At 65.6% G+C, this 23,930-nt stretch carries 17 protein-coding genes; 6 read left to right on the forward strand and 11 right to left on the reverse strand.

Translation table 11 applies throughout. The features are described 5' to 3' along the window. On the reverse strand, positions 1-447 hold the full coding sequence (locus tag ASF53_RS08320) for a (2Fe-2S)-binding protein (RefSeq protein WP_056196863.1): 447 nt from the start codon (positions 445-447) through the stop codon (positions 1-3). A 160-nt stretch (positions 448-607) separates the two neighbouring features. Beyond that, a complete protein-coding gene (locus ASF53_RS08325; RefSeq protein WP_056196866.1) occupies positions 608-1,396 on the reverse strand; it encodes an SDR family NAD(P)-dependent oxidoreductase in 789 nt (262 codons plus the stop codon). 127 nt (positions 1,397-1,523) lie between these two features. On the opposite strand from ASF53_RS08325, the gene ASF53_RS08330 reads away from it, so the two are divergent. Further along, on the forward strand, positions 1,524-2,480 hold the full coding sequence (locus ASF53_RS08330) for a GlxA family transcriptional regulator (protein WP_056196869.1): 957 nt from the start codon (positions 1,524-1,526) through the stop codon (positions 2,478-2,480). A 41-nt stretch (positions 2,481-2,521) separates the two neighbouring features. On the opposite strand, the gene ASF53_RS08335 is transcribed toward ASF53_RS08330, so the two are convergent. Together ASF53_RS08335 and ASF53_RS08340 are read right to left on the reverse strand one after the other, a co-directional pair. Next, positions 2,522-5,218, reverse strand: coding sequence for an excinuclease ABC subunit UvrA (locus ASF53_RS08335; protein ID WP_056196871.1), 2,697 nt, complete (start codon positions 5,216-5,218; stop codon positions 2,522-2,524). A gap of 180 nt (positions 5,219-5,398) precedes the next feature. Next, complete coding sequence (locus ASF53_RS08340; RefSeq protein WP_056196874.1) at positions 5,399-6,508, reverse strand: HD domain-containing phosphohydrolase; 1,110 nt, start codon at positions 6,506-6,508, stop codon at positions 5,399-5,401. A gap of 787 nt (positions 6,509-7,295) precedes the next feature. Between ASF53_RS08340 and hemP the strand changes: the two genes are divergently transcribed. The 5 genes from hemP (at position 7,296) to ASF53_RS08365 (ending at position 12,583) form a co-directional block, all read left to right on the forward strand. Continuing rightward, positions 7,296-7,493, forward strand: coding sequence for a hemin uptake protein HemP (gene hemP, locus ASF53_RS08345; protein WP_056196877.1), 198 nt, complete (start codon positions 7,296-7,298; stop codon positions 7,491-7,493). Continuing rightward, positions 7,490-8,377 carry a heme/hemin ABC transporter substrate-binding protein gene (locus ASF53_RS08350; RefSeq protein WP_056196880.1) on the forward strand — a complete coding sequence of 296 codons (888 nt, stop codon included), beginning with the start codon at positions 7,490-7,492 and terminating at the stop codon, positions 8,375-8,377. The genes hemP and ASF53_RS08350 overlap by 4 nt, the downstream gene beginning before the upstream one ends. Next, a complete protein-coding gene (locus ASF53_RS08355) occupies positions 8,370-9,431 on the forward strand; it encodes a FecCD family ABC transporter permease (protein ID WP_502690568.1) in 1,062 nt (353 codons plus the stop codon). The genes ASF53_RS08350 and ASF53_RS08355 overlap by 8 nt, the downstream gene beginning before the upstream one ends. Further along, on the forward strand, positions 9,424-10,242 hold the full coding sequence (locus ASF53_RS08360) for a heme ABC transporter ATP-binding protein (RefSeq protein WP_056196884.1): 819 nt from the start codon (positions 9,424-9,426) through the stop codon (positions 10,240-10,242). The genes ASF53_RS08355 and ASF53_RS08360 overlap by 8 nt, the downstream gene beginning before the upstream one ends. Before the next feature lie 178 nt (positions 10,243-10,420). Continuing rightward, positions 10,421-12,583, forward strand: coding sequence for a TonB-dependent hemoglobin/transferrin/lactoferrin family receptor (locus ASF53_RS08365; protein WP_056196886.1), 2,163 nt, complete (start codon positions 10,421-10,423; stop codon positions 12,581-12,583). A 125-nt stretch (positions 12,584-12,708) separates the two neighbouring features. Here the strand turns inward: ASF53_RS08365 and ASF53_RS08370 are convergent, their stop codons facing one another. The 7 genes from ASF53_RS08370 to ASF53_RS24830 form a co-directional block, all read right to left on the reverse strand. Next, positions 12,709-13,206 carry a c-type cytochrome gene (locus tag ASF53_RS08370; RefSeq protein WP_056196888.1) on the reverse strand — a complete coding sequence of 166 codons (498 nt, stop codon included), beginning with the start codon at positions 13,204-13,206 and terminating at the stop codon, positions 12,709-12,711. A gap of 155 nt (positions 13,207-13,361) precedes the next feature. After that, positions 13,362-15,266 carry a Hint domain-containing protein gene (locus ASF53_RS08375; RefSeq protein WP_056196890.1) on the reverse strand — a complete coding sequence of 635 codons (1,905 nt, stop codon included), beginning with the start codon at positions 15,264-15,266 and terminating at the stop codon, positions 13,362-13,364. Between the two features lie 319 nt (positions 15,267-15,585). Next, positions 15,586-16,572: a FecR family protein gene (locus tag ASF53_RS08380; RefSeq protein WP_056196892.1), complete on the reverse strand. Its 987-nt coding sequence runs from the start codon at positions 16,570-16,572 to the stop codon at positions 15,586-15,588. A gap of 4 nt (positions 16,573-16,576) precedes the next feature. Then, positions 16,577-17,170 carry a sigma-70 family RNA polymerase sigma factor gene (locus tag ASF53_RS08385; RefSeq protein ID WP_286134256.1) on the reverse strand — a complete coding sequence of 198 codons (594 nt, stop codon included), beginning with the start codon at positions 17,168-17,170 and terminating at the stop codon, positions 16,577-16,579. 496 nt (positions 17,171-17,666) lie between these two features. Next, positions 17,667-19,430: an ABC transporter ATP-binding protein/permease gene (locus tag ASF53_RS08390; protein WP_056196897.1), complete on the reverse strand. Its 1,764-nt coding sequence runs from the start codon at positions 19,428-19,430 to the stop codon at positions 17,667-17,669. Continuing rightward, on the reverse strand, positions 19,427-21,046 hold the full coding sequence (locus ASF53_RS08395) for an ABC transporter ATP-binding protein/permease (RefSeq protein WP_056196899.1): 1,620 nt from the start codon (positions 21,044-21,046) through the stop codon (positions 19,427-19,429). The genes ASF53_RS08390 and ASF53_RS08395 overlap by 4 nt, the downstream gene beginning before the upstream one ends. A 576-nt stretch (positions 21,047-21,622) precedes the next feature. Next, the gene (locus ASF53_RS24830) at positions 21,623-23,848 is read right to left on the reverse strand and encodes a TonB-dependent siderophore receptor (RefSeq protein WP_162242221.1); all 2,226 of its coding nucleotides are present in this window, start codon (positions 23,846-23,848) and stop codon (positions 21,623-21,625) included. Between the last annotated feature and the right edge of the window lie 82 nt (positions 23,849-23,930).

The raw sequence follows: 23,930 nt of genomic DNA on the forward strand, positions 1-23,930 counted from the left end.
TCAGGCCGCGGCCTGCCGCACGGCGGCGGCGATGGCGTTGTAGGTGCCGCAACGGCACAGATTGGTCATGGCGGCGGCGATCTCGTCTTCGGTGGGGTTCGGCGTCTCCTTCAGGAGACCGCTCGCGGCCATGACCTGGCCCGACTGGCAGTAGCCGCATTGCGGCACCTCGATCCCGACCCAAGCCGCCACCACGCGGGCGCCGACCGGATCGGCCTCGATCGCCTCGATGGTGGTCACCGGTTGCGCACCGACGCTCTCGACCGGCATCTGGCAGGATCGGATCGCCTGCCCGTCGATGAGCACGGTGCAGGCGCCGCATTGGCCGATGCCGCAACCGTATTTCGTGCCGGTGAGGCCGATCGTGTCACGCAGCACGAACAGAAGCGGCGTGTCCGGATCGACATCGATCGAATGTTGATGGCCATTGATCGAAAGGCTGATCATCAACCGACTCCCTCGAGTCTTCGCGTTTCATGATCCATGGTCGATGACGGCTCGACAATTGGCAACGCCGTAAACACGGCAATTCCGGACATCGAAGCGGATAGGTCCGCGCGCCGGATGATCGGCGAACGAACTTGCTCCTTCACGCCCCGATGCTTGCTCAAGCGGCGCGGTAGCGCGCGGCCGGGACGGCACTCGAAAGATGCGGCAGCATGGTCGCGCGTGCGGCCTCCCAGGCGTCCCATTCGGCCGCGTCCTGAAGCGAGGGAATGGTAGCGAACTCGCCCCGGTCGAGGCCGGCCAGGGCCGCATCGACCAGATCCTCGGCCGACATCACCCACTCCTTCGGCAGGTGGCTCGCGGGCAGGCCGGCCACGTCCCAGAACTCGGTTCCGGTGGCGCCCGGCAGCACCACCTGCACCGCGACGCCGGTGCCCGCGAGTTCCTTGCGCAGGGAATGGCTGAAGCCGAGGACGAACGATTTCGAGCCGCCATAGACCCCGTTCAGAACCTCGGGCCCGATGGCGACGATCGAGGCGATATTGATGATCGTGCCCGTTCCGCGGCTCGTGAAGGCCGGCACCGCCGCGTAGGTCAGGCGCATCGGCGCGGTGACGTTGATGGCGATCATCCGCTCCATCTCATCGACCGAGGCCGCAGCGAGCGGCGCGGCGGAGCCGAACCCGGCATTGTTGACGAGATGCGTGATGCCCGCCTCGTCCTTCAGGATCGCCTCGATTGCGGCGAGCCCCGCCCGGTCCGTCAGATCGGCCTCGACGGCCCGCACGGTCACGCCGTGGCGACGGGTGAGATCCTCGGCGACGGCATCGAGCCGCGCCTTGTTTCGGGCGACGAGGATGAGGTCGTGGCCGCGTCCGGCGAAGCGGTCGGCGTAGACGGCACCGATGCCGGAGGAGGCGCCGGTGATGAGCACGGTTCCCTGGGTCATGATCGTGGGTCCTGTCGTGAAGCCCGACCGGCCTGCCCGGCGCTGGCGATGGCATGACCCTACGCCTGGACGGCGATGTCCTGAATGACGTATAAACGTCAAAATCGGACATGCGGCGGAGGACCGGATGCGGCAGGTCGGGTTCATCCTCGAAGACGGCTTCCAGGTGATGGGGCTCGCCGCCCTGTCGGCGTTCGAGTTCGCCAACACCGATCTCGGCCGGGAGGCCTATGGGCTTCGCGTCATGTCGGAGCGGGGCGGCACCGTCCGCTCCTCGCTGCGCATCGGCATCGAAACGGTGCCGCTGGCGGACGCCCCCGACACGTTGATGGTGGTCGGCGAGTTGCAGCCGCGCCCGCTCTCGCCGGGCCTGCGTGAGTACATCGCCGAAGCCGGCCGAACCTCGCGACGCGTTGCCGGTCTCTGCACGGGAGCCTTCGCCCTGGCCGAGGCCGGGCTGCTCGACGGCCGGGTGGCGACGACGCATTGGGCTCATGCCCGCGACATGCAGGAGCGCTTCCCGCTGATCCGCGTCGATGACGACCGCATCTTCGTAGCCGACGGGAATGTCTGGACCTCGGCCGGGATGAGCGCGGCGATCGACCTGACGCTGGCGCTGATCGAGGACGACCACGGCGCGGAGCTGTCACGCGCCATCGCTCGCAAGCTCGTCGTCTATCACCGCCGCCCCGGCGGCCAGTCACAGTTCTCGGCCCTGCTCGAACTGGAACCGCGCTCCGATCGGATCCGCCGTGCCCTGGTCTATGCCAAGGAAAACCTGCGCCGCCCGCTGACCGTCGAGGAGATGGCGGAGGCGGCCAGCGTCAGCCCGCGCCAGTTCAGCCGGGTGTTTCGCGAGGAGACCGGTCAATCCCCCGCCAAGGCCGTGGAGCGGCTGCGGCTCGAGGCCGCCAAGGCGATGCTCGAAAACGGCCGCCACTCCCTGGACGTGGTCGCGCGCGACACCGGCTTCACCGACCGCGACCGCATGCGCCGCGCCTTTCTGCGCGCCTTCGGCCACCCACCGCAGAGCCTGCGCCGGAGCCTGCGCTTGATCGAGGGCGGCGGCGAAGCGGCCGAATGATACCCGCGGCGCAGCGAAACACGGCGTCGACTGCCGGTCGCTCAGCCGGGGGGCGGTGATAACGCCTCCTGGCCCGCATAGGCTTCGAGCTCTTCCCGCAGATACGGGGCCGTGCGGCTCGGCGGCGCCGCGGCCACCGCCTCGGGGCGGCCGGCCGATACGATGGTGCCGCCGAGGTTGCCGGCGCCCGGCCCCACATCGATGACGTGGTCGGCCCCGGCGACGGCGCGCATGTCGTGCTCGACCATGACCACGGCGTTGCCCGCATCCACCAACCCGTTGAGCTGGAGCATGAGGCGGTCCACGTCGGTCGGGTGCAACCCGGTCGTCGGCTCGTCGAGAACGTAGAGCGTACCGCCGCGCTGGCCCCGCTGAAGCTCCGTGGCGAGCTTGATGCGCTGGGCTTCCCCGCCGGAAAGTTCGGTCGCCGGCTGGCCCAGGCGAAGATAGCCGAGGCCCAGATCCCGCAGCACGGCGAGCGGCCGCAGCACGGACGGCTCGTCCGCAAAGGCGTCGCAGGCACGCTCGACGGTGAGCCCGAGCACGTCCGCGATGGTCAGCCCGTTCCAGGTGACCTCCAGCGTGTCAGACGCGTAGCGGGTGCCATGGCAGGTCGGGCACGGGGCGTAGACGCTCGGCATGAACAGGAGTTCGACGCTGACGAAGCCCTCGCCCTCGCAGGCCGGACAGCGGCCCTTCGCGACGTTGAAGGAGAAGCGGCCCGCGTCGTAGCGGCGCTTGCGGGCTTCAGGGGTGGCGGCGAACAGCTTGCGGACGGCGTCGAACAGGCCGGTATAGGTGGCAAGATTCGAGCGGGGCGTGCGTCCGATCGGCTTCTGATCGACCTTCACCAGACGCCGGATGCCCTCCATGCCGCCGACGATGCGCCCCTCGGTCGGGCCCGGCGCGTCGTCGAGCGGATCCTCCGGCTCGTCGTCGATCTCGACGGGCCGTCCGAGGCGATCGCCGACGAGTTCCAACAGGGCTTGGCTCACGAGACTCGACTTGCCGGAGCCGGAAATGCCAGTCACCGCGGTGAGACAGCCCAGCGGGAAGGCCGCCGAGACCCCACGCAGATTGTTGCGGACGACGCCTTCCAGGCGCAGCCATCCCGAGGGCTCCCGCCGCGGGCGCTGCGGCGGCTCGGCCATGCCGAACAGGTGAAGGCGCGTGCGCGACGCTTCCACCGCGCGCAGGCCGTCCGGCGGGCCGCTATAGAGCACGGTGCCGCCGTGCTCGCCCGCGGCCGGGCCGACATCGACGAGCCAATCGGCGCGGCGCATCGTGCCGATGTCGTGCTCGACGACGAACAGTGAATTGCCCGAGGCGAGCAGCCCGGCCAGCGCGTCGTGCATGGCATCGCCGTCGGCGGGGTGCAGCCCGGCCGTGGGCTCGTCGAGCACGTAGGCCACGCCGAAGAGCTGCGAGCGGAGCTGGGTGGCGAGGCGCAGGCGCTGCAATTCGCCCGACGACAGGGTCGTGGTCACCCGGTCCAGCGACAGGTAGCCGAGGCCCAGCTCCGTCAGCGTTCCGATCCGGTCGATAAGGTCGGCGGCGAGGCGCTGGGCGGCCAACCGCTTCTCGATGGAGAGGTTCGGCGTCGCGCGCACATCCGGCGCGCTCGCATGGACCGAGGCCCCGGAGGCGGCGCGGCGGGCGCGATCCCGCAGGCCGGTATCGCGGTCGAGGATCTCCGTTGAAGGGCCGTCCGTCGCGTCGGGCAGCTGGTCCTCGGCCGCCGGCCGCATCGCCTCGGCCAGATCGGCGAGCGGCATGCGCGACAGCTCGCCGATATCCAGCCCGGCGAAGGTGACCAAAAGCGCCTCGGGCTTCAGGCGCTTGCCCTGACAGACCGGGCAATCCTCGCTCACGAGGTAGCTCGCCGCCCGTCGGCGCATGAGGGCGCTCTGCGAGTTGGTGAAGGTGCCGAGCACGTGGCGGCGGGCGCTGGTGAACGTGCCCATATAGCTCGGCTCGAGGCGGCGCTGACGGGCGAGCCGCGTCTGCTCCGGTGAGAGGCCGGCATAGACCGGCTCCTGCGGCTGGTCGTCCGTGAACAGAATCCAGTCCCTGAGTGCCCTGGGCAGCTCCTTCCAGGGCGTGTCGACATCGACGCCCCGGCTCACGAGGATGTCCCGCAGGTTCTGCCCGCCCCAGGCTTGCGGCCAGGCCGCGACCGCGCGCTCGCGGATCGTCAGCGAGGGATCGGGCACCATCGACGCTTCCGTCGCCTGATAGACCCGTCCGAGCCCGCCGCAGGAGGGGCAGGCGCCCTGGGGCGTGTTGGGCGAGAAATCCTCCGCGTAGAGCATCGGCTGGCCCGGCGGGTAGGTGCCGGCGCGCGAATACATCATCCGCACGAGGCTCGACAGGGTCGTGACGCTGCCGACCGAGGAGCGCGCGCTGGGCGTCCCGCGCTGCTGCTGAAGGGCGACGGCCGGGGGAAGACCCTCGATGGAATCGACGTCGGGCACCCCGACCTGATCGATCATCCGGCGCGCGTAGGGGGCGACCGACTCGAAGTAGCGCCTCTGGGCCTCCGCGTAGAGCGTACCGAAGGCGAGCGAGGACTTGCCGGAACCCGAGACGCCCGTGAACACGACGAGGGCGTCGCGCGGCACCTCCACATCGACGTCGCGCAGATTGTGCTCCCGCGCGCCCTTCACCGTGACGTAGCCCGGCCGTCCCGCGCCCGCCCGGGCGATCCTGACCCGTTCTTTGGGCTTCGCTTGGTCCATCGGCATCCCTCTCGGCGCCTCCCTCTCGCGGAGCGCCGGACGCCCCCGCGCCGACTAGAGGTTCGGGCGGCCGGACGCTACCCGTGTGAGGGAATGGTGATCGGCGATGCGGCGTGAAGAAACGCCGGTGTCCCCATCCCACCGGGACCGAATGTCGGCGACGCCGGAGGCCGCCGTCCATCAGGACTTGGCGATCTCACGAAGCAGCATCGGCACGCGCGCCCACGGCTCCGTCGCCTGCTGGTTGTGCAGACGGCTGAGCGCGTAGTTCTGGCCTCCGACGATGAGAATATCCGGCCAGCGCGAACAGAAGGCTTCGACGCAGGCGGGGTCGAAATGCCGTCCGCTCTCGGCCCGAATACAGTCCAGAGCGTCCTCGAACGGCATGGCGCCCTTGTAGGGACGCTGCGTCGTGAGGGCGTCGAACACGTCGGCCACGGCCACGATGCGGGCTGAGAGGGGGATATCGGTCCCCGCAAGCCCATGCGGGTAGCCGCTGCCGTCCCACTTTTCGTGGTGAGCTTCCGCGATTTCAGCCGCAAGGCTGATCAGTTCGGATGAACTATCCCCGAGAATGCGCTTGCCGATTGCGGCATGGGTCCTGATGAGGGCGAATTCCTCCGGATCGAGCCGACCCGGCTTCAACAGCACGCCGTCCGGAATCGCGACCTTGCCGACGTCGTGCAGGGGTGCTGCGAGATACAGGTTCCGGCAGAAATCCGGCGCGAGGTCGAGGGCCTCGGCCACGATCTGGCTGTAGCGCGCCACGCGCCACGTATGATCGCCGGTGTCGTTGTCGCGATACTCCACGGCAAGCGACAGACGGAAGATGATTTCCTCCTCGCGCTCGCGCAGATGGCGGAGCGCCATCTCCACCTCGCCATCGAGCCACGTGGCTTGCTCCGCCAGTTTCCGGACGGCCTGGGCCAAGCGGATGAGGTTGCGCAGCCGGACGGTGAGTTCGATGCCGCGCATGGACTTGTCGATGAAGTCGGTCGCACCGGCATCGAGCGCGGCAAGACGCACCGAGTCGGAGACGTCGCTCGTCACCATGACGATCGGCACGAGGTTGTAGTGAGGGACCTTCCGCAGGCTCTGGATGAACTCGATCCCATCCATGGCCGGCATGTGATAATCGACCACGACGAGATCGAAGGCGCGCATGGTCGCTTCCATCAGCCCCGCCGCCGGATCGGCATGGTCCGTCACCATCACATCCGGCTCAGCCTCCAGAAGGCCGCGCAGGCGCAGGCGCATGGTCGCGCTGTCATCGACCAGCAGTGCGTCCATCATCGGATCTCCACATCGGAGCGCGAGATGGCAGAGCTTGGGTGCTGAGCATCACGCGCAGTTTTCAATTCGGCAGGCACGCACGGGCCAACGCATAACCATCAAATGGTAAACAATTCCAACGATTTCGCGGAACGCGAGCCGTCTGGCGATCTATGCCTATGGCAGTTAAAATTCGGTATTTTCGAATCATAACTCATTAATTTATCAGTAATAATCTGAGATAAATTCCAATTACAGTACATATTCAACGTAAGTAGCAAATCTGATCCTTGCAAACCCGCACGCTGGCGCAAACACGGCCCCGGAGGCACCGCAGCTGGCCAGGGTCTAACGCTGTGCCGGCAGGATGCCGTCTCCCTGGACGCTCGCCCGGCACTATCCGCGTCGCGGACACCCGGCATTGTCATGATGAGACCCGGCCGGCTCGGCGATCAGCCGCGGGCGAACCTGAGAGGATCGAGGACGCGACATCGGCGTGCCGTGTCGCGACGACGTCCGTACCGATGACGGCTGCCGGGCACCCACGGCCTGACGCTTCGACTCGAACGCCCGTGCCGCCGGGTTCGGGCGACCGCGGACGAGAAAGCGATGCCAAACGTCACCAGGGTCGAGATGCGGAGAGCCGCGAGGATCGGCGTGTGTGGCAACCACCGGCGCGCCAAGATCATCGCCACCCACAGCTTGTTCTATGACAGCATTGCGGCTAACCACTGTTTCACCCGCATTGGCAAACGGTTCCATAGTTTAGAACTACGATAGATAAAATGAAACGATCTCTCTAACCATGCCCGAATTCACTGTAACGGATCTTGAAACGCGTCCAGAAGACGACCGCCGTTCGGTTCCGTCTCACCGGGCGGCCGATCCAGTGATCACTTCCGATGTTTTGATGCAGGGACGCCGTGAGATCGTGATCGTCCATGACGGATCGAATTATCGCCTCCGCATCACCAGCAACAACAAGCTGATCCTCACCAAATGATCTCGAACGTTTCTTCGCCGCATCTCTCGCGCCGGGTGATCCTCGGGGCTCTGCTCGGCGCCGGTCTGGCGAGCCGCCCGGCATGGGCTGCGCCGTCGGCCGTGCGGATTGCCTCGATCGGCGGGGCCGTCACCGAAATCCTGTGGCGCCTCGGTGCAGGACCGCGGATCGCGATCGTCGACACGACCAGTGTCTATCCGGCCGAAGTCCTGCGCGAGAAACCGAATGCGGGCTATCTGCGGGCGCTTTCGGCGGAAGGGCTTCTCTCGGTCGGGCCGGACCTCGTCCTCTCCGCTGAGGGAGCAGGGCCGCCCGCCGTCCTGGACCAGATCCGGGAGGCCGGCATTCGGGTCGCGATCATCGCCGAGCCGCCGACGGCGGTGGGCGTGCTGGAAAAGATCCGAGCGGTCGGTCAACAGGTCGGACTCGAGGCGAAAGCCGAGGAACTGAGCCGGACGGTCGCGGCGGACTTCGCGACGCTGGCCCAACGCCGCGCCCGGATCACCCGGCCCGCACGTGCCCTCGTGGTGCTGTCGCTCGCGGGCGGGCGCGTGATGGCCGGCGGAAGCGACAGCACGGCCGACTGCATCCTCGCGCTTGCCGGCCTCCAGAACGCCGCCGCCGGCCTTAGCGGGTTCAAGCCGATCACCGACGAGGCGATCATCGCCGCCGCACCCGATGCGGTGATCGTGATGTCGAACGAGGGGCACGGACTCGCGGCGGAGACCGTTTTCGCCAAGGGCACGGCGCTGGCGCAGACGCCGGCCGCCAAGCGCGCACTCATTGCCATGGACGGTCTCGCCCTGCTCGGCTTCGGACCGCGCACGCCGGAGACCGCCACGGCGCTGATGCGGGCGGTCTACCCGGATCTGGCGGGTGATTGAGGATCGCCGCGCAGCGATCGCGATCTTCGCCGGGCTCGGCCTGCTTCTGTCCGCGATCCTGCTGCTGTCGCTGGGCCTCGGTGCGATCCGCATCCCGCCCCTGCGCATCCTCGATATCCTGTGGCACGGCGGTGCCCCTGCTGGGGGCGATCCGTCGCTCGCGCGGGACGCCCTCGTGATCCTGAACATACGCCTTCCGCGCATGCTGCTCGGCCTGATGGTCGGGGCCGGGCTCGCCGTCTCGGGCGCCCTGCTGCAGGGGCTGTTCCGCAACCCGCTCGCGGATCCGGCCCTGGTCGGCGTGTCGGCCGGGGCAGGGCTGGCCGCGGCCAGCGTGATCGTGCTCGGCGACCGGCTCCTGGCCGCCCTCGATCGGGCCGGGCCGATGCCTTACGTGGCTCTGCCCGCGGCGGCCTTCATCGGCGGGCTGGCCACGACCTATGGCCTCTACCGCGTCGCGACCCGGTCCGGGCGCACCTCGGTCGCGACGATGCTGCTGGCCGGCATCGCGCTGGCGGCCCTGGCCGGGGCGCTCACCGGGCTTCTCGTCTATGCCAGCGACGACCGGCAGTTGCGCGACCTGACCTTTTGGTCGCTTGGCAGCCTGTCCGGCGCCACCTGGACCAAGGTGATGACCAGCGCGCCCGCGATCCTGCCGATCCTCATCACGGTTCCGTTCCTCGGGCGCGGGCTCAACGCCCTGGTGCTCGGCGAGGCGGAGGCGTTCCATCTCGGTGTGGCAGTGGAGCGGCTGAAGCGCATCGTGATCCTGCTCGTCGCCCTGGCCGTGGGTGCGGGCGTGGCCGCGGCCGGGGTGATCGGCTTCATCGGCCTCGTGGTCCCGCATGTGCTGCGCCTTCTGATCGGCCCGGAGCATCGCCGCCTGCTGCCGGCCTGCGCCCTGCTCGGCGGGGCGCTGCTGGTTCTGGCCGATATCGTCGCCCGCCTCGTCGTCGCCCCGGCCGAGTTGCCGATCGGCATCGTCACCGCGATCGTCGGCGCGCCCGTCTTCCTGTGGCTGCTGCTCGGCCGGGGCGCGCTGGCCGATGGCTGAATGCCTTTGCGCCGATGACGTCGCCTACCTCGTGGGGGCACGCCCCCTCGTTCAGGATGTGGCCCTGAGGATCGCGCCGGGCCGGATCCACGTTATTGTCGGGCCGAACGGCGCCGGGAAATCCACCCTGCTGCGGCTGCTGAGCGGCGAACTGCCGCCGAGCCGCGGCCGCATCCGTTATGAGGGGGAAGCGGTCGGCGCCATCCCACCCTGGCGGCTCGCGACGATGCGGGCCGTGATGCCGCAAGCCCTTCGGCTCGCCTTCCCGTTCTCGGCCGCGCAGGTGGCGCGGATCGGTCTCGACGGCATCGGCCGCGGTCTCGATCGGCGCGCGCGGGACGCCATCCTCGCCGACAGCCTGCGCCGGGCCGATGCGAGCCACCTCGCGCATCAGGCCTACCCGACGCTCTCGGGCGGCGAGCAGGCGCGGGTCCAGTTCGCCCGGGCGCTGTGCCAATTGGCGGCCGGGCGGACCCTGGCGCAGCGGCAGGTGCTGTTCCTCGACGAGCCGACCGCGAGCCTCGATCTGCGCCATCAGACGGCGCTCCTCGACGTCGCGGCGGAGTTGGCCGCCACCGGCACCGCCATCGTCGCGATCCTGCACGATCTAAACCTCGCGGCGGCCTATGCCGACACGCTGATCGTGATGCAGGCGGGTCGGATCGTGGCGCGGGGGACGCCCGCGGCGGTGATGTCCGACGATCTCGTCGCCCGCGTGTTCGGCGTGCCGTGGCGCGTCGGGCAAGTGCCGGAGGGGGGCAGCCCCTTCCTTCTGCCGCGCAGAAGTGTCACCGCCAGGTCACAGACTTAAATAAAAAATTCCAAGACTGGAACACTTGGAAAGACTTCCGGAGATAGTTGAGAATTGGACCAGATCGCAACGCTTCACGTTGCATTGACTGGGTCCCGATCCCCGGTTCAGTCCAGGCGTCGCGCAAGCCAGCCATCCGCCAGCCAGCCGCCCTTTTCCCGCGTGGTCGGATACTCGGATGTTGTCGCTCTCGCTTCGCGTTGCCCTCGCACTCGGAACCTCGCTCTTCGCCCTCGCGGCCGCGCAGGCCCAGCCCGTCGGTGCACAGCCGGACGCATCGACCGTGGCGCGTGCCACCGAGCCGGTCGAGGAGGTGAGCCTCGACACGCTGTCCGTCACCGCGACCAAGACGGAGGGCGCCGTCATCGACGCGCTCGCCGGCAGCAGCGTCGTCACCCGTGAGCAGATCAACCGCATCCAGCCGAGCCGCTTTTCGGAGGTGCTGCGCGACGTGCCCGGCGTGACCACGCAGGAGAACCCGAACGACCCGGCCCAGGCCATCAACATCCGCGGCCTTCAGGATTTCAGCCGCGTCAACGTGCTGGTCGATGGCGCTCGCCAGGACTTCCAGACCTCGGGCCACAGCGCCAACGGGGTGTTCTACCTCGATCCCGAACTCGTCGGCGGCATCGACGTCACCCGCGGCCCGACGGCGACGATCTACGGCTCCGGCGCCATCGGCGGCGTCGTCGCCTTCCGCACCCGCTCCATCGACGACATTCTCGCCCCCGACGAGCGGGCGGGCGTGGTGCAGAAGCAGGGTTTCGGCACCAACGGCCAACGCTTCCTCAACTCCACAGCCATGGGCGCGCGCATCGGCACCGCCGCGGACGTGTTCGGGCAGTTCGTGTTCCGCAACAACGGTCCTTACCGCGACGGGCTCGGGAACCGCATCGCCGATACCGGCAACGAGCTGACCTCGGGACTCACCAAGATCAACATCCGCCCCGCCGACGGCCACGCGATCTCCGGCACGGCTTTGCTGCAGCGCTTCGATTTCGCCAATGCCGGCACCAGCAACGCGGGCGCCCGCTTCACCAACGCGGTGCAGGCTGACACTTACACCCTCGGCTATCGCTTCGCCCGGCCCGACGTGCCGCTGGTCGATTTCAGCATCCGCGGCTACTACACCACGACGCATAACGACCTGACTTTCCTTCAGGATTCGCCGAGCGGCGTCTACGGCACGCTCGGCGCGCGGGCCGGCAACCGGATCACCTACGATCTCGAGACCACGGGTTTCGACGTCCACAACACCGCCCGCTTCGACACCTGGGCGCTCTCGCACGCCCTGACCGTCGGGGGCGATTTCGTCAGCAATCGCGTCAACACCACCGACAATGCCGGCGGCTTCGGTGCGGCCTTCACGCCCTCGGGTGAGCGTAGTCTGGCCGGCGCCTTCGTGCAGGACGAGATCCGCTACAGTTCCTGGCTGCGGGTGATCGGCGCGCTGCGCTACGACCATTACGACCTCTCGGGGGGCGGCTTCCATTCCAGCGGCGATCGTCTCTCGCCGAAGATCACCGTCGGCGTCTCGCCGCTCTCCGGCTTCGAGATCTACGGCACCTATGCCGAGGGCTACCGCGCGCCCTCGATCACCGAGACGCTGGTGCAGGGCATCCACCCGTTTCCGGCCTTCGGCATCCGGCCGAACCCGAACCTGCGCCCGGAGACTGCCCACAACATCGAGGGCGGCGTCAATCTGAAGTACAATGACGTACTCCTGCCCGGCGACGTGTTCCGGGCCAAGCTCAACGTCTTCCACAACACGGTGGTCGACTTCATCGGCATCCAGTCGGTCGGGCCGACCTTCTTCGTGCCCGCGCTCGCCGGCATTCCAGCCTCGATCTGCGCCCGCATTCCCGGTCGCTTCCCCTGCGTCATCCCGGTGCGCGACTTTCAGTATCTGAACATCGCCCAGGCCGAATTGCAGGGCGTCGAGCTGGAAGGCGCCTACGATTGGGGCGCCGGCTTCGTCACGCTCGCTGCGACGCATACGGACGGGCGCGACCGGGCCACGGGGGAAACGCTCGTCACCGTCCCGCCGAACCGCCTCAGCACCACGGTGGGTCTACGCTTCCTCGACGGCAACCTCACGGTGGCCAGCCGCCTCACCTTTGTCGAGGCGCGGACCGACCTGCCGGCCGGCACCACCATCCTCCCCACCAAGGCCTACGGCCTCGTCGACTTCTTCGCGTCCTACATCGTCAACGATCGCGTGCGCGCGGATTTCGTCCTGCAGAACGCCCTCGACAAGCGCTACACGCAGTATCTCAACGCCCTGCCGAACCCGGGCCTGACCGCCAAGGCTGCGATCAGCATCAAGTTCGCGACGCATTGAGGCGTGGCCGAGCGTGGTTGTGCTGGATGCGAGTGCCGCCACCCTTCGAGCGCGATCTCACTCTCCTCGGCTCAAGAGCCGTCGCTCCAAGGGTGCAGTCGAGACGGATGAGCGGGGAGGTGAGGTCATGGCGGGGGCGCTGCCGTGCTTCCTCCGGCGACAGACTGCGTCTGCAGGAATGCGATGAGATCCGCCCGGTCGAGGGGATCGGCGACCCCGCCGAAGTTCATGCTCGTGCCCGGCGCGGCCTTCGCGGGCGCGGCGAGCCAAACGTCCATCCTGTCCGGAGTCCACACGCCGCCCCAAGACCGGAGCGCCCAGGTATAGGCGAAGCGCCGGCTGTTGCTGGCAACCGGCTTGCCCATCACATCGTAGAGGCCCGGAGCGTTCCGGTCTCCGGCGCCCATCCTGACGGTGTGGCAGGCGGCGCAGCGCCCGAACAAGCGGCGGCCCCGCTCCGTATCGGCCACCCGCATGAAATCGGCAAAGCTCGGGGTCTCGCCCAAGGGACGACGACGCTCCTGCCCATCATCCGAGCAGGCCGCGACGAGGCAGGCGAGCACGAGCGACAGACTGCGCGCGGTCAGCCCCAAACGGCGCGGCACTTGTTCGATCACGAGCATGCTTGAGCACTATGTTCCGGCACGCGGATCAGGGCGCCGTGCGAGCCCTGGGGCTGGGTCCCCCAGGGTCGCGCCGTGAGTGCCTCTCATAAAACTCCCTTCGCGTCACCGTGCTCCGACGAGCGATTGGAGATCGGGAGTTTCGTGAGGCAGCCTTACATCGCGATCCGGGTGTACCCGTCGTCCCAGGCACATTGGGCGTTCAAGCTGCTGGCGAACAGGCAAGCGAGGCGCGACCGCTCCGCCTCGACGACCGGGCCGTCCAGCATCACGGGGCGGCAGCGGCCCTTCATCTCCGGCACATTGAAATCCGGATCGACCAGCGCACCGTCTTCGCCCGCGAACCAGGGGCGCGTTCCGAGATCGATATAGCTCTCGGCCGGCAGGCCTTCGGCGAGCAGGATGTCGTGCGTGTCGAGTTCGACGTGCCAATAGGTGATCCGCGCGGTCGGAACGCGCGTGATCGACGTGCCGTTGATCAGGCACATCACCGGCACGAGCACGCCGCCGCGATGGTCGTCATCCGCCCCGACCAGGACCGGATGGCCCGGCGACAGCACCAGGTCGCGCACGGGAAGAGAGCGCCCGTCCCGACCGGAACCGAAGGCGCCGGCGCGCACGCGCACCGGCCATTGCGCCGACGGCGCGGCACACTCGGCCGGCACGATGGTCCGCTGGCCGATCCAACGGATTACGCGGTGCCCGCCGGTCGCCGTCACCGCCACGTCACCGACGCGCAGGGCCTCGACCGGAATTTCGACTTCATGCGCGTCGCGAACCACGCGGATTCGCGTGCCGGTCGTGAAACAGATAGGGGGCGCGAACTCGATGTTCTGAATGTTGGTCAGGGTATCGACGGCACCGGTCACGTTGTCCGTGACGATCGCTTCGTTCTCCGCTGTGCGAACGACAGTGAAGTCGGCCTCGTTCCCGGTGAAGACGGCTGTGTTGACACCGCCGCCACCATCGATCCGATTGCTGTCGGCATTGCCATAGATGATGTCGTTGCCTGCGCCACCGATCGCCGTATCGATCCGCGTATTGTAGGCGATGCCGATGTTGTTGCTGAAGCCACCAGCGGAGCTAAAGGTTCCCGGATTGAGGTTGATCGTCGAATCGACTTCGTACCCGGAGAGATCCAGCGTATTTCCGACGCCCGCATTGTAGATTGTAACGAACGGCGCGTCGTTGACGGAAAAATCGTAAAAGTTCCTCGAGCTTCCGACGATGTTGCTGTTGAAGCCGTAGGTCTGGCCGCCAGAGAAGGTCGTGGTCGTGGATGCTCCGTAGAGGCGCTGGATCGCCACAATATCCAGCATCATCGGTGTCTCCGCTGAACTCCAATCGCTGCCCTGGACAGGGTTTTGCGAGTAAAAGGCCGTGTTGGTGTCGTTGGCGATATTGTACGACATGATAGTCCATTGCTGGCTATCGAAGGCGTTGAGCTGACTGCCCACGGCGACGCCGGCATTGTAGGGGCCCGCATGGCCAAGCCCCAGCATATGACCGAGTTCATGCGTGACCGTGCCGACGCCCGGTCCGTTGAAGTCACTGAGATCGCCGAAGCCCCATTCATCCGGGACGTTGACCCCTGCCGAATAGCCCAACTGGTTCGTCGCCGGGGTGAGAACCGACGGAATGTCGGTCGTTCCGGGCGTCGTTCGCAGGGAACCCGGAGACGTGGACACCGCGCCCCTGCTCGGGTCCGTATCCAGCACCAGATTGGAGTTGGGCGACAGTGGGACTTCTCGGAATTTGACATCGGCAATGTCGGCCCAGAGGTTGAGACCGTTGCGAAAGGCCACCTGGGCCGAAGCGGACGTGTCCGGCTCGAACGAATAGGTGATGACCCCGCCTGGCGTCCCAGCCTTGCTGGTAGCCGTCAGGGTGTTGCCGTCGGAATCATTGTTCCATTTGTTGACGAAGCTTCGATCGGTCCAATAGGTCGCCGGATTGTCCCGCCGCCAATTTCGCCATACCAGCGAGTCGATCGCCCCATTCTCATCGATACCCGAGAGAAAGGTCACGGATTTCTGTTGCTCGTCCGTCAGCGTCGCCATTGCAGCCCCGGTCCTTTCCGAGAACGCCCCGACAACGGCACGCGTCGAGGTTCCCTCTCATCTGTCTGACGAGACGAGAAACTTGGCAGTACTGTCGGACAATCTTTGATTGAATTGCGGCGCGATCAGTTGGCCGCGGTTTCCCGCTGCGGATCATGCATCCGGCTTGTCGCGAGGATCCTGACGACGGCGTGCCCCAACGGCACCGCCTCGTCGTCGGGGAAGTTCCGGCTCAGAGATTTCCCCTGGGGCCTGCGCGCGGCACAGGTTCGGGCGCCGCGGCTGCGAGAGGCCGTGAACCGATCGAGGACCAGTTTTTTCAGGCCGACGGCTCGATCGTGATCCAGATACCGGCGGTCTGCGTCATCTTCAAACCGACCGACCGCGCGAGCGTATCCAGAGCCGCGACGGGTTCGAAGAAGTTGAACACGCCCGTCACGCGCCGGTTCGTCACTTCGGGGCTCAGCCTGATAAAGCCGGCGTAGTAAGGACGGATCTGTTCGACGATGTTGACGACGGATTCATCGTCGACGACGGCAAGTCCGGTCGTCCACGACGCCTCGGCATCGGGATCGACCCGGCTGCGGGAAAGGCCGCCACGATCGAGCGTGAGGCGCTCGCTCGTCCAGATATTGTGCCGCTGCCCGCCGCCCTGGAGGGTGCCGCTGCCCCTAAGACCCGTCACGGACAGGCGCCCGTCGCGCCGGTCGAGAACGAAGCTGCCGGCCGACGCGTCGAGGTTGAACGAGCCGAGATCGACCACGAACGGACGGGTGTCGCGCTCGGACACGTCGAGCATCATCCGGCCGCTGACGAATTCGAGGCGCCGCTCCTCCGGGGAGAGCGCGACATTGACTGACGAACGCGGGGCCAACACGACCTTGCTGCCGTCGGTGAGTTCGAAGCGGTCGTGCTCGGCCGTGCGGGTGTATCGATCGCTCAAGAGATCCTGCAGCGGCACGAAACGTTGCAGCGAGGTCGCGCCGATGCCGCCGGCCGCAATGAGGCCGACCAAGCCGCCCAGAACGGTCCTGCGGTCGCGCTGCGCCGTCTGGCCGCGTATCTGCGTGACCGTGCCGCGGGGCAGTCCGGAGCGAGCCAGAATGTCGAAGGGCTGAAGACCACCCGACATACGGTTCCAGGCTTCGGCGTTGCCGGGACTGGAATTGCGCCAGCGGTCGAAATCGCGAAGCTGCCGCTCGGTCATATGTCCGGAACTCACCGCGACCATCCATCGGATGGCGGCGCGCCCGCTCTCGTCGATCCGGGGATCGTCGATATCACTCTGCTGCCGGGCTTTCGCCATTCCGTCAGCTTTCCATTTTCGCCAGGTAAACAGCGGAGAACCCCTGGGTCATGTACTTGCTCACGGCGCTGAGCGAAACATTGAGTTCCTGGGCGATGTCCTTGTTGGCCATACCATCGATCTGACTCATCAGAAACGCGGCCCGGGCGCGGGGCGACAGCTTGGACAGCACCTGATCGATCTTTTGCAGCGCCTGAACGATGATGAGCCGATCCTCCGGCGAGAAATCCACCGCCTCCGGGATCGCCATAAGCGCATCCTCGTAGGCATTCTGAAGCCTCTTGCGGCGGCGGGCATCGAAGATGATCCGCTTGGCGATCGTGGTCATCATGGCGCGTGGTTCGCGCACGCTTGCCACGTTCGGCAGAGTCAAAAGCGACAGGAAGACATCCGAGACGATATCTTCCGGAGCATGGACCGTCCAGGGCTGCCGCGACAACCAGGAACCGAGCCAGGATGAATGCTCCCGAAACAGGGTCTCGATCAGTTTTGAGTCCCGACCAATAGCAACACTTGCCATCTTACGCCCCCGCGCCTGAAGCTCGTCCGACGCTGCGAGAGCGAAGGCGAACCAATGTTCTGTTTGAGCCTTCCACACGCGCAATGCGGAAGCGGCTTGCTTCGTGAATCGTGAGTGAACCCAGGTATAATTTACAACTTATCCGGTGACCAAACCTGCCAAAGATCGCCAACCACACAGAGCTTCCTTTCGTCAGTTGGCAAAAACACAGATTATCATCCCTTCGAGGCCTCCCAACTGCATGGTGGAAGCCTCCACAGCCGCTATGCAGCCCGCGTGCCAACATATGACAGGATTTTGATTCGTCACAATCGATGCCGGAAGAATCCACGACATTTTCGTCGGTACATCTCGGCCGATTGCGGATGAAACCACGTTGATGAGATAACGCGGCCGGCGCCGAGAGAGCTGTGATGGATCGCGCGGACAGACTAAGTTGCGATCTTCAGCGAAACCGCCGCTGCGCCCTGATCTCAGATCGGTCCGGGCATCGGTCGGCAGCCGCTCGTGCGCGGGAGCTGCGCCGCCGTTCTCGTAGGAGAGACGCCGGGTGATCGGGCGTTTTACGGTGCGCTTACGGCTGGTGTGACGCGGCCGACACCGGCGTCAGCGTCCAGTCGCCGCCCAGCTTCAGGGTCAGCATCTGAGCATGGTGCTCGAGGATGCCCGCACGGTGGCCGACACTCACGAAGCGCGCGCCGGTCGCGGCCAGGGTGCGGTAGAGATGCGTCTCGGTCGCGCCGTCGACGGCGCTCGTGGCCTCATCGAGGAGGACGAAGCGGGGCCGGGCGATCAGCACGCGCGCGAAGGCCAGCCGCTGCTGCTCGCCCAGCGACAGGATCTGCCCCCACTCTTTAACTGCCGAAAGTCCGCCGTGGATTGCCGCAAGATCGGGCAGACGCACCGCCGCCAGCGCGTCGAGCAGCACGGAATCGGCCACATCGCCCCCGTGCGGGTAGAGCAATTGCGTCCGCAGGTCCGCCAGAGTCACGTAAGGCCGTTGCGGCAAAAACAGGCAATCCGCGGCGGGCGGCATCACCACGCGGCCGGTGCCTCGGGTCCACAGCCCTGCCATAGCGCGCAGGAGCGAACTCTTTCCGACCCCGGTTCGCCCGACGATGACGAGGTTTTCGCCCGGCTTCATCGTCAGGTTCAGCGCTTGTACGAGCCGCTGCTCGCCCCCTGGCGTTTCGAGGCTCACACCGTCGAGGGCGACGGTGTCGGGGCGGCGTTCGATCTCGATCCGTCGGCCCGCGCCGGCCACTTGCTCCGCTTCGATCGCGTCGAAGCGCTCGACGATCTGTGCGATGCGCACGGCGTGCGGGGCGACCCCCGAGAGCGGCGCGAGGATGCCGAGCAGCGCGGTGGCCGTGGCGGCAACCGAGGTCGAGACCGCGATGCCCTGGGTCAAGGTGCCGAAATCAATCTCGCCAGCGAGCAGCCGGGGCGCCAGGACGAGATAGGGGATCGCCACCCAGACGATTCCGAACAGCAGCGGGGCCATATCGGTCACCGCCCGGCGGAACAGCGTGACGATGAGGTCCCGGCGCACCACGGCATCCACCTGCCCGTGCAGCCGGCCGCGCTCGGCCGGCTCGCCTTCATAGAAGGCGATCGCCTCGGCATTGGCGTGGACCCGGGCGAGGCCGTAGCGGAGGTTGCCCGCGGCCATCGCCGCCGCGTAGCGCAGGCGCACGAGCGGCACGTAGCCGAGATAGGTCGCCACGCTCTGAGCAAGGCTGACCGTGAGGACCACCAGCGCCAGTCGGCCGTCGATCGAGCCGAGCACGGCGCTGCCCGCGACCAGCGCGCCGACCGCGCCCACGACCTGCATGGGAAGGCCGAAGAACAGGAACACGACCGTCGCGAGACTCTCCTGAATGCGCTGGTCGGGGTTATCGAGCCCGCCGCGCTGGGCGATGTCGTAGTAGACGCGCCCCGCGAGGTAGCGTCCCGCGATCCATTCCGTGAGCCAGATCCGCCAGCCCTTGGTGATCCAGGCGGTCACGATCATCGCGAGCCCGGCCACGAGGAGCTCACCGACGAAGAACGCCGCGTAGAGGAGGAACTTCCACTGGAACGTGTCCCAGTCGCGACCCGTCAGCGCGTTGGTCAGATCCTTCAGGGCATAGGACGAGCCTAAGTTCAGCGCGGTGCCGAGCGCTGTCTGGCCGAGAATCGCGGCCATGCCGATCCAGTAGGGCCAGGCGGCCCGGCGGGTCCAGAACGGCACGAAGAAGCGGGCGATGCGCCGCAGGAGCAGGAGATTGATGCCGAGATCCGCCTTCCGGGCGGAGGACGACACCGACGGGTCAAGGCGCGCGGTGTCCTCGCTCACGACACCACCGCCGGCTCGGTCGAACGCACGGCCACCGGTGACAGCGTCCAGCGCCCCCCGGATTTGAGCGTGAGGATGTGGGTGTGGTGCGCGACGATGCCGAGCCGGTGTCCGACGCTGATATAGCTCGCCCCGCTCCGGGCCATGAGAGCGTAGAGATGCTCCTCCGTCGCCGGGTCGAGGGCGCTCGAGGCCTCATCGAGAAAGATGAAGCCGGGCCGGGCGACGAGGGCGCGGGCGAAGGCGACCCGCTGCTGCTCGCCGCCGGAGAGGATCTGGGACCAGTCCCGCACCGCCGAGAGGCCGCCATGGGTCGCGGCAAGGTTCGGCAGGCGCACCGCTTCGAGGATGTCGAGGAGCGCCTCGTCGGACATCTCTTTTCCGTGCGGGTAGAGCAGTTGCGCGCGCAACGTTCCGCCGGTGAAGTACGGGCGCTGGGGCAGGAACAGGGTCTCGCCGGCCGGCGGCATGGCGATGCCGCCCCGGCCCCGGGTCCACAGGCCGGCCATGGCGCGCAGGAGCGAACTCTTGCCGACGCCCGTCTCGCCGACGATCACGAGGCTCTCCCCGTGCCGGACCGTGAGGCTCAAGCCCTGCACGAGCCGGCGTGCGCCGTCGGGCGTCTCCAGCGAGAGGGTCTCGACCGCCACGCGGTCGCTGTCGCGGCGCATCGCGATCCGCTGGGTGCCGGGCTGTGTCCGTTCGCGGGCCATGGCGTCGAACCGCTCCTGGAGCGGTGCGAGCCGGGCGACCCGGACGGCGAGTTCGCCGAACGAGGACACGATCAGGGACAATGTATCGATGACGCCGCGCATCATCAGGGTGATCGCGGTGGCCTGGGCAAGGTCGCCGTAGCTCATCTCGCCGGCCGTCACCCGCCCGCCGAGGACGAGATAAGGCAGGGCCATCCAGGCGAAGGCCAGGGCGGCGTGCACCGTCAGGGACAAGAGCGCCTGGAACCGATCAAGCCGGAACTGCCGGTCGGCAGCCGCGCCGGTCCGGTCCATCACCGCCCGCTTATCCATCACCTCGCCGCCGTAGAAGGCGATCGCCTCGGCATGGTCGCGGATATGGACGAGGTCGCGGCGCAGATCGCCTTCCGCCACCTGGACGGCGACTTTGCGCCGAACGATGGGCGGCACCGTGAGGGCGGTGGCGGCCACCTGCACGAAACCGAGCAATGGCACCACGAACAGGAAGCGAGGGTCGATGGAAATGAAAACGGCGATCGCCCCGCCCAGTCGCGCGATGACGCCGACCGTCCATTGCAGGATGTGGATCAGGTGTTCGATGAAGGGGCGGACGCTGTCGGCGATGCGCTGATCGGGGTTGTCGAGATCGCCCTGCAGGCTGACATCGTAATAGGCGCGCCGGGCCAGATACTGGTCGATCACGTGCCGGCTCAGCCACCGGCACCACGCCGCCTCGACGAAGGCATCGACGATGAAGCGTGTCTGCGGCAGCAGCATCTTCGCGGCATAGACGAGCAGGTAGGCCATCAGCGCCGCCTCGAACGCCGCCCCGTCACGGCTCAGCAACGCATTCGTGGCATCCTTCAGGAGAGCCGCGGCGCGCACGACCAGATAGGACAACAGCCCCCCCTGGCTCAGCAGCACCGCGAGCCCGATCCAAGCCGGCCACGCCTGCGGCCGGCGCCAGAACGGCCACGTCAGCCGCGCGATGCGCCGAAAGAGACGTGCGTCGATTGCGTGGTCAGATGGAAATGCGGAAGTGTCAGACACCATTGCCGGAAACTCTACATCCTCCAACCCAACTATTCACAAGCGAGCACACGCCATACGAGATTACCTTCGGCTGATTTTCGGTAAGGGCATCTGGCGCCGTTTGTTGTGCATGCATATTTCAGCATCAATTAGATTTAAGTTGGCAATAATGCATGGGAACATCAAGGGCCATCGCAGTTAATAAGATTCACCAAATGTCTAATCAAACGAATATTTTGCCTGAAACATAACGGTCCTTCCTTGTCCGATGCCCACGACCTGCGCTCCATAGCTCGGAGAGTAGTAATACTTATCAAGTATATTGTTGAATTTTAGCTGCATGGACCAGCGATCGTAGTCATATCCGATCAGCGCGTCGGCCGTGACAAATCCAGGAATATTATAGAGAACCGGCCTATTGAATTGATCTCGATTCGAAGGGTCATTGGAGGTGCTATTCGAGTTCCCTCATCCGCCGAAGCCGAGCGTTACCCCTTGGAGCGGACCGCCCTGGAACGTGTAAGTTGTCCATAGGCTCCCCGTGAATTGGGGCCTTCCGGACAGAGCGGGAAGCACTTCGCTCGTCGCATACTTGGCGATGGCCTGACCGAAAGAAGCAATGAGATTCAATCCGGGATAGACTTCGCCTTGGACATCAATTTCAAAGGCCGTTGTCGAAAGGCCAGAAATCGGAATCGCAAATCGACAATCGGTCGGGTCACAAATTGCAGTGTTGTTTTCAAACATATCAGAATAAGATGTCGTGACGGTAAGCTTTTTATCAAACAAGAAAAACCGACCTCCGATCTCCCACTGATCTGCTTCACCGGGCGGGAGCGGCTGCCCGTTCCTCTGTGTCGAATAGTTGGGCCTGAATCCGACGTTGCGGGAGCCGTAGACTGTAAAGTATGGAGTCACATCGAATGCCGCACCTGCGAGCCAGGAGAGCCCGCTTCCAAGATCTGGCAATATTTGACCGTTTGTCGGGTCTGGAACAAAGATTGGGTTTCTAAATCTCTGGCGAAATCGATCGTATCGAACCGATCCAAGTATGTGAAGCCGGTTGTCCAAGGTATCGATTTGATCTATATAGTAATAACCTACACCATATGAGTTTCTCAAATCGACGTTCATGTTAGGCAGAAAGCTGTAATCAGGCACACTAATTAAAGGATAGTACGGCAATCCAGTGATGGCGTTCGTCGAGAGGCCCGCATTTCTGAGAGTCCCGAGAACTGTGCTGAGAGCTTGGTAGTCAATTCCAAATTTGGACGTCTGGCGAGCAAATCCCGCATCGTGCATGAGCGTAAGATCTGCCCGATTCGTGATCGTCTCAAAATCGTAAGGGAGATAGTTCTGGCTGGTTCGATATGTATTGATGGGATCGGACGCAGAGCGCCTTAGAGTCGCCGGCCATTGGAAAGAGTTGATCTCATTCTTTGATTTGCTGTAAAAAAAATGATTATTAAATGTCGCGTCAACACCCAGAATGTCACCAAAGCGAAGTGTCTGATCGGAGTACACATCAATAGTTTCATCGATAATAGAAAGCCGGGGGTTGACATAAGGCACTCCCCGCGGAATTCGAAGGGGCCGCATGAGAGCCGAGTTATTAAAATTTTCATTCACGATCAAATTGGATGCTTCCACGAACGTGTACTGCCCCGGCAGTCTCCGCTCCTTCCTGTAACGAACACCGGCCAAGATGGAGATGTCGCCGTTGTCATAACGTACCGAGGGCGAAATTAAATATTGATACGCATCGCGATACCCTGCAAAGTTTTCATCGGCATGGTTGTTGGAAATATTGAAGCGAAATGTCAAATTTTCCGTGTCTGCGACGGGGCCGCCAAAGTCAAAGGCAATAGTTCGGTAGTTGAATGACCCATATCGAATCGTTGCATTACGAATAACTTGATTTGTCGGCTGCTTGGTGGCGATGTTCACCGAGCCGCCCAATGAGCTTGCGCCGTTCAATATCGATGTTGGCCCCTTGAGTACTTCGACGCGTTCGACATCGTCGATCGGCATTTGGCTGAAGCCGCTATTGAGCGCCCCATTGCTAAAGCCTTGCCCATTGATCGTGACGTTGTCAGCCGGTGCGCCTCGAATGATAAAATTTTGCGAGCCATTGGCCGTCGTGCCGATTGTGACGCCGGAAACGTTTTGAGCCACATCACCCGCGTTGGTCGCCACCTGGGATCGGATGACATTGGAGGTGACTGCGTTCACGGAGAGCGGGATGTCCTTCGCGGCCACACCGGCAAGACGCACGGTGTCGCCTGCGCTTCCGGCTTGAAACCCGACATCGCCGAAGCGGGATACGCCCCCCTCGTCGGTCACGTCGATGGCGGCGATGTCGCCGAGCCCTGCCGCCGCCGCGGAGGGAGAGGCGCCGGTGTCGGCGACGACGGTGACGCTGCCGCCCGCACCCGGCACCATGCGCAGACCTGTCCCGGCCAGGACCCCGGCGAGCGCTTCGCGCACCGTCAGGCGGCCTTGAATGGCGATGGCCCGGCGTCCCGCAGCGACCTCGGGCGGGAAGGAGATCATGATGCCGCCCTGCCGCGAGATGGCGACCAGAGTGCGCGCGAGGTCTCCGGCGGGCATGTTGAAGTCGATCGGCGTATCGAGGCCGGCTTGTACCGAGCCGACGCTTGCCACCAACGCGACGATGACCGGAAGACCGGCCATGCACGCTGATTGCCCCCAAAGTCTTGACATCGCGGCCTCTTGAATTTGGCTCTCCACCCCCCTTGTCTGAGCCGGCGGCCAA

This window comes from Methylobacterium sp. Leaf123 (assembly GCF_001423405.1).
GTDB lineage: Bacteria > Pseudomonadota > Alphaproteobacteria > Rhizobiales > Beijerinckiaceae > Methylobacterium.

What these genes read in the sequence shown, in the direction of transcription:
- ASF53_RS24830 (WP_162242221.1), bottom strand. Translation starts at nt 23,848, where the DNA reads ATGGCCGGTCTTCCGGTCATCGTCGCGTTGGTGGCAAGCGTCGGCTCG.
- ASF53_RS08375 (WP_056196890.1), bottom strand. Translation starts at nt 15,266, where the DNA reads ATGGCGACGCTGACGGACGAGCAACAGAAATCCGTGACCTTTCTCTCG.
- hemP (WP_056196877.1), top strand. Translation starts at nt 7,296, where the DNA reads ATGCCCGAATTCACTGTAACGGATCTTGAAACGCGTCCAGAAGACGAC.
- ASF53_RS08320 (WP_056196863.1), bottom strand. Translation starts at nt 447, where the DNA reads ATGATCAGCCTTTCGATCAATGGCCATCAACATTCGATCGATGTCGAT.
- ASF53_RS08350 (WP_056196880.1), top strand. Translation starts at nt 7,490, where the DNA reads ATGATCTCGAACGTTTCTTCGCCGCATCTCTCGCGCCGGGTGATCCTC.
- ASF53_RS08370 (WP_056196888.1), bottom strand. Translation starts at nt 13,206, where the DNA reads ATGCTCGTGATCGAACAAGTGCCGCGCCGTTTGGGGCTGACCGCGCGC.
- ASF53_RS08380 (WP_056196892.1), bottom strand. Translation starts at nt 16,572, where the DNA reads ATGGCGAAAGCCCGGCAGCAGAGTGATATCGACGATCCCCGGATCGAC.
- ASF53_RS08325 (WP_056196866.1), bottom strand. Translation starts at nt 1,396, where the DNA reads ATGACCCAGGGAACCGTGCTCATCACCGGCGCCTCCTCCGGCATCGGT.
- ASF53_RS08360 (WP_056196884.1), top strand. Translation starts at nt 9,424, where the DNA reads ATGGCTGAATGCCTTTGCGCCGATGACGTCGCCTACCTCGTGGGGGCA.
- ASF53_RS08330 (WP_056196869.1), top strand. Translation starts at nt 1,524, where the DNA reads ATGCGGCAGGTCGGGTTCATCCTCGAAGACGGCTTCCAGGTGATGGGG.
- ASF53_RS08340 (WP_056196874.1), bottom strand. Translation starts at nt 6,508, where the DNA reads ATGGACGCACTGCTGGTCGATGACAGCGCGACCATGCGCCTGCGCCTG.
- ASF53_RS08335 (WP_056196871.1), bottom strand. Translation starts at nt 5,218, where the DNA reads ATGGACCAAGCGAAGCCCAAAGAACGGGTCAGGATCGCCCGGGCGGGC.
- ASF53_RS08365 (WP_056196886.1), top strand. Translation starts at nt 10,421, where the DNA reads ATGTTGTCGCTCTCGCTTCGCGTTGCCCTCGCACTCGGAACCTCGCTC.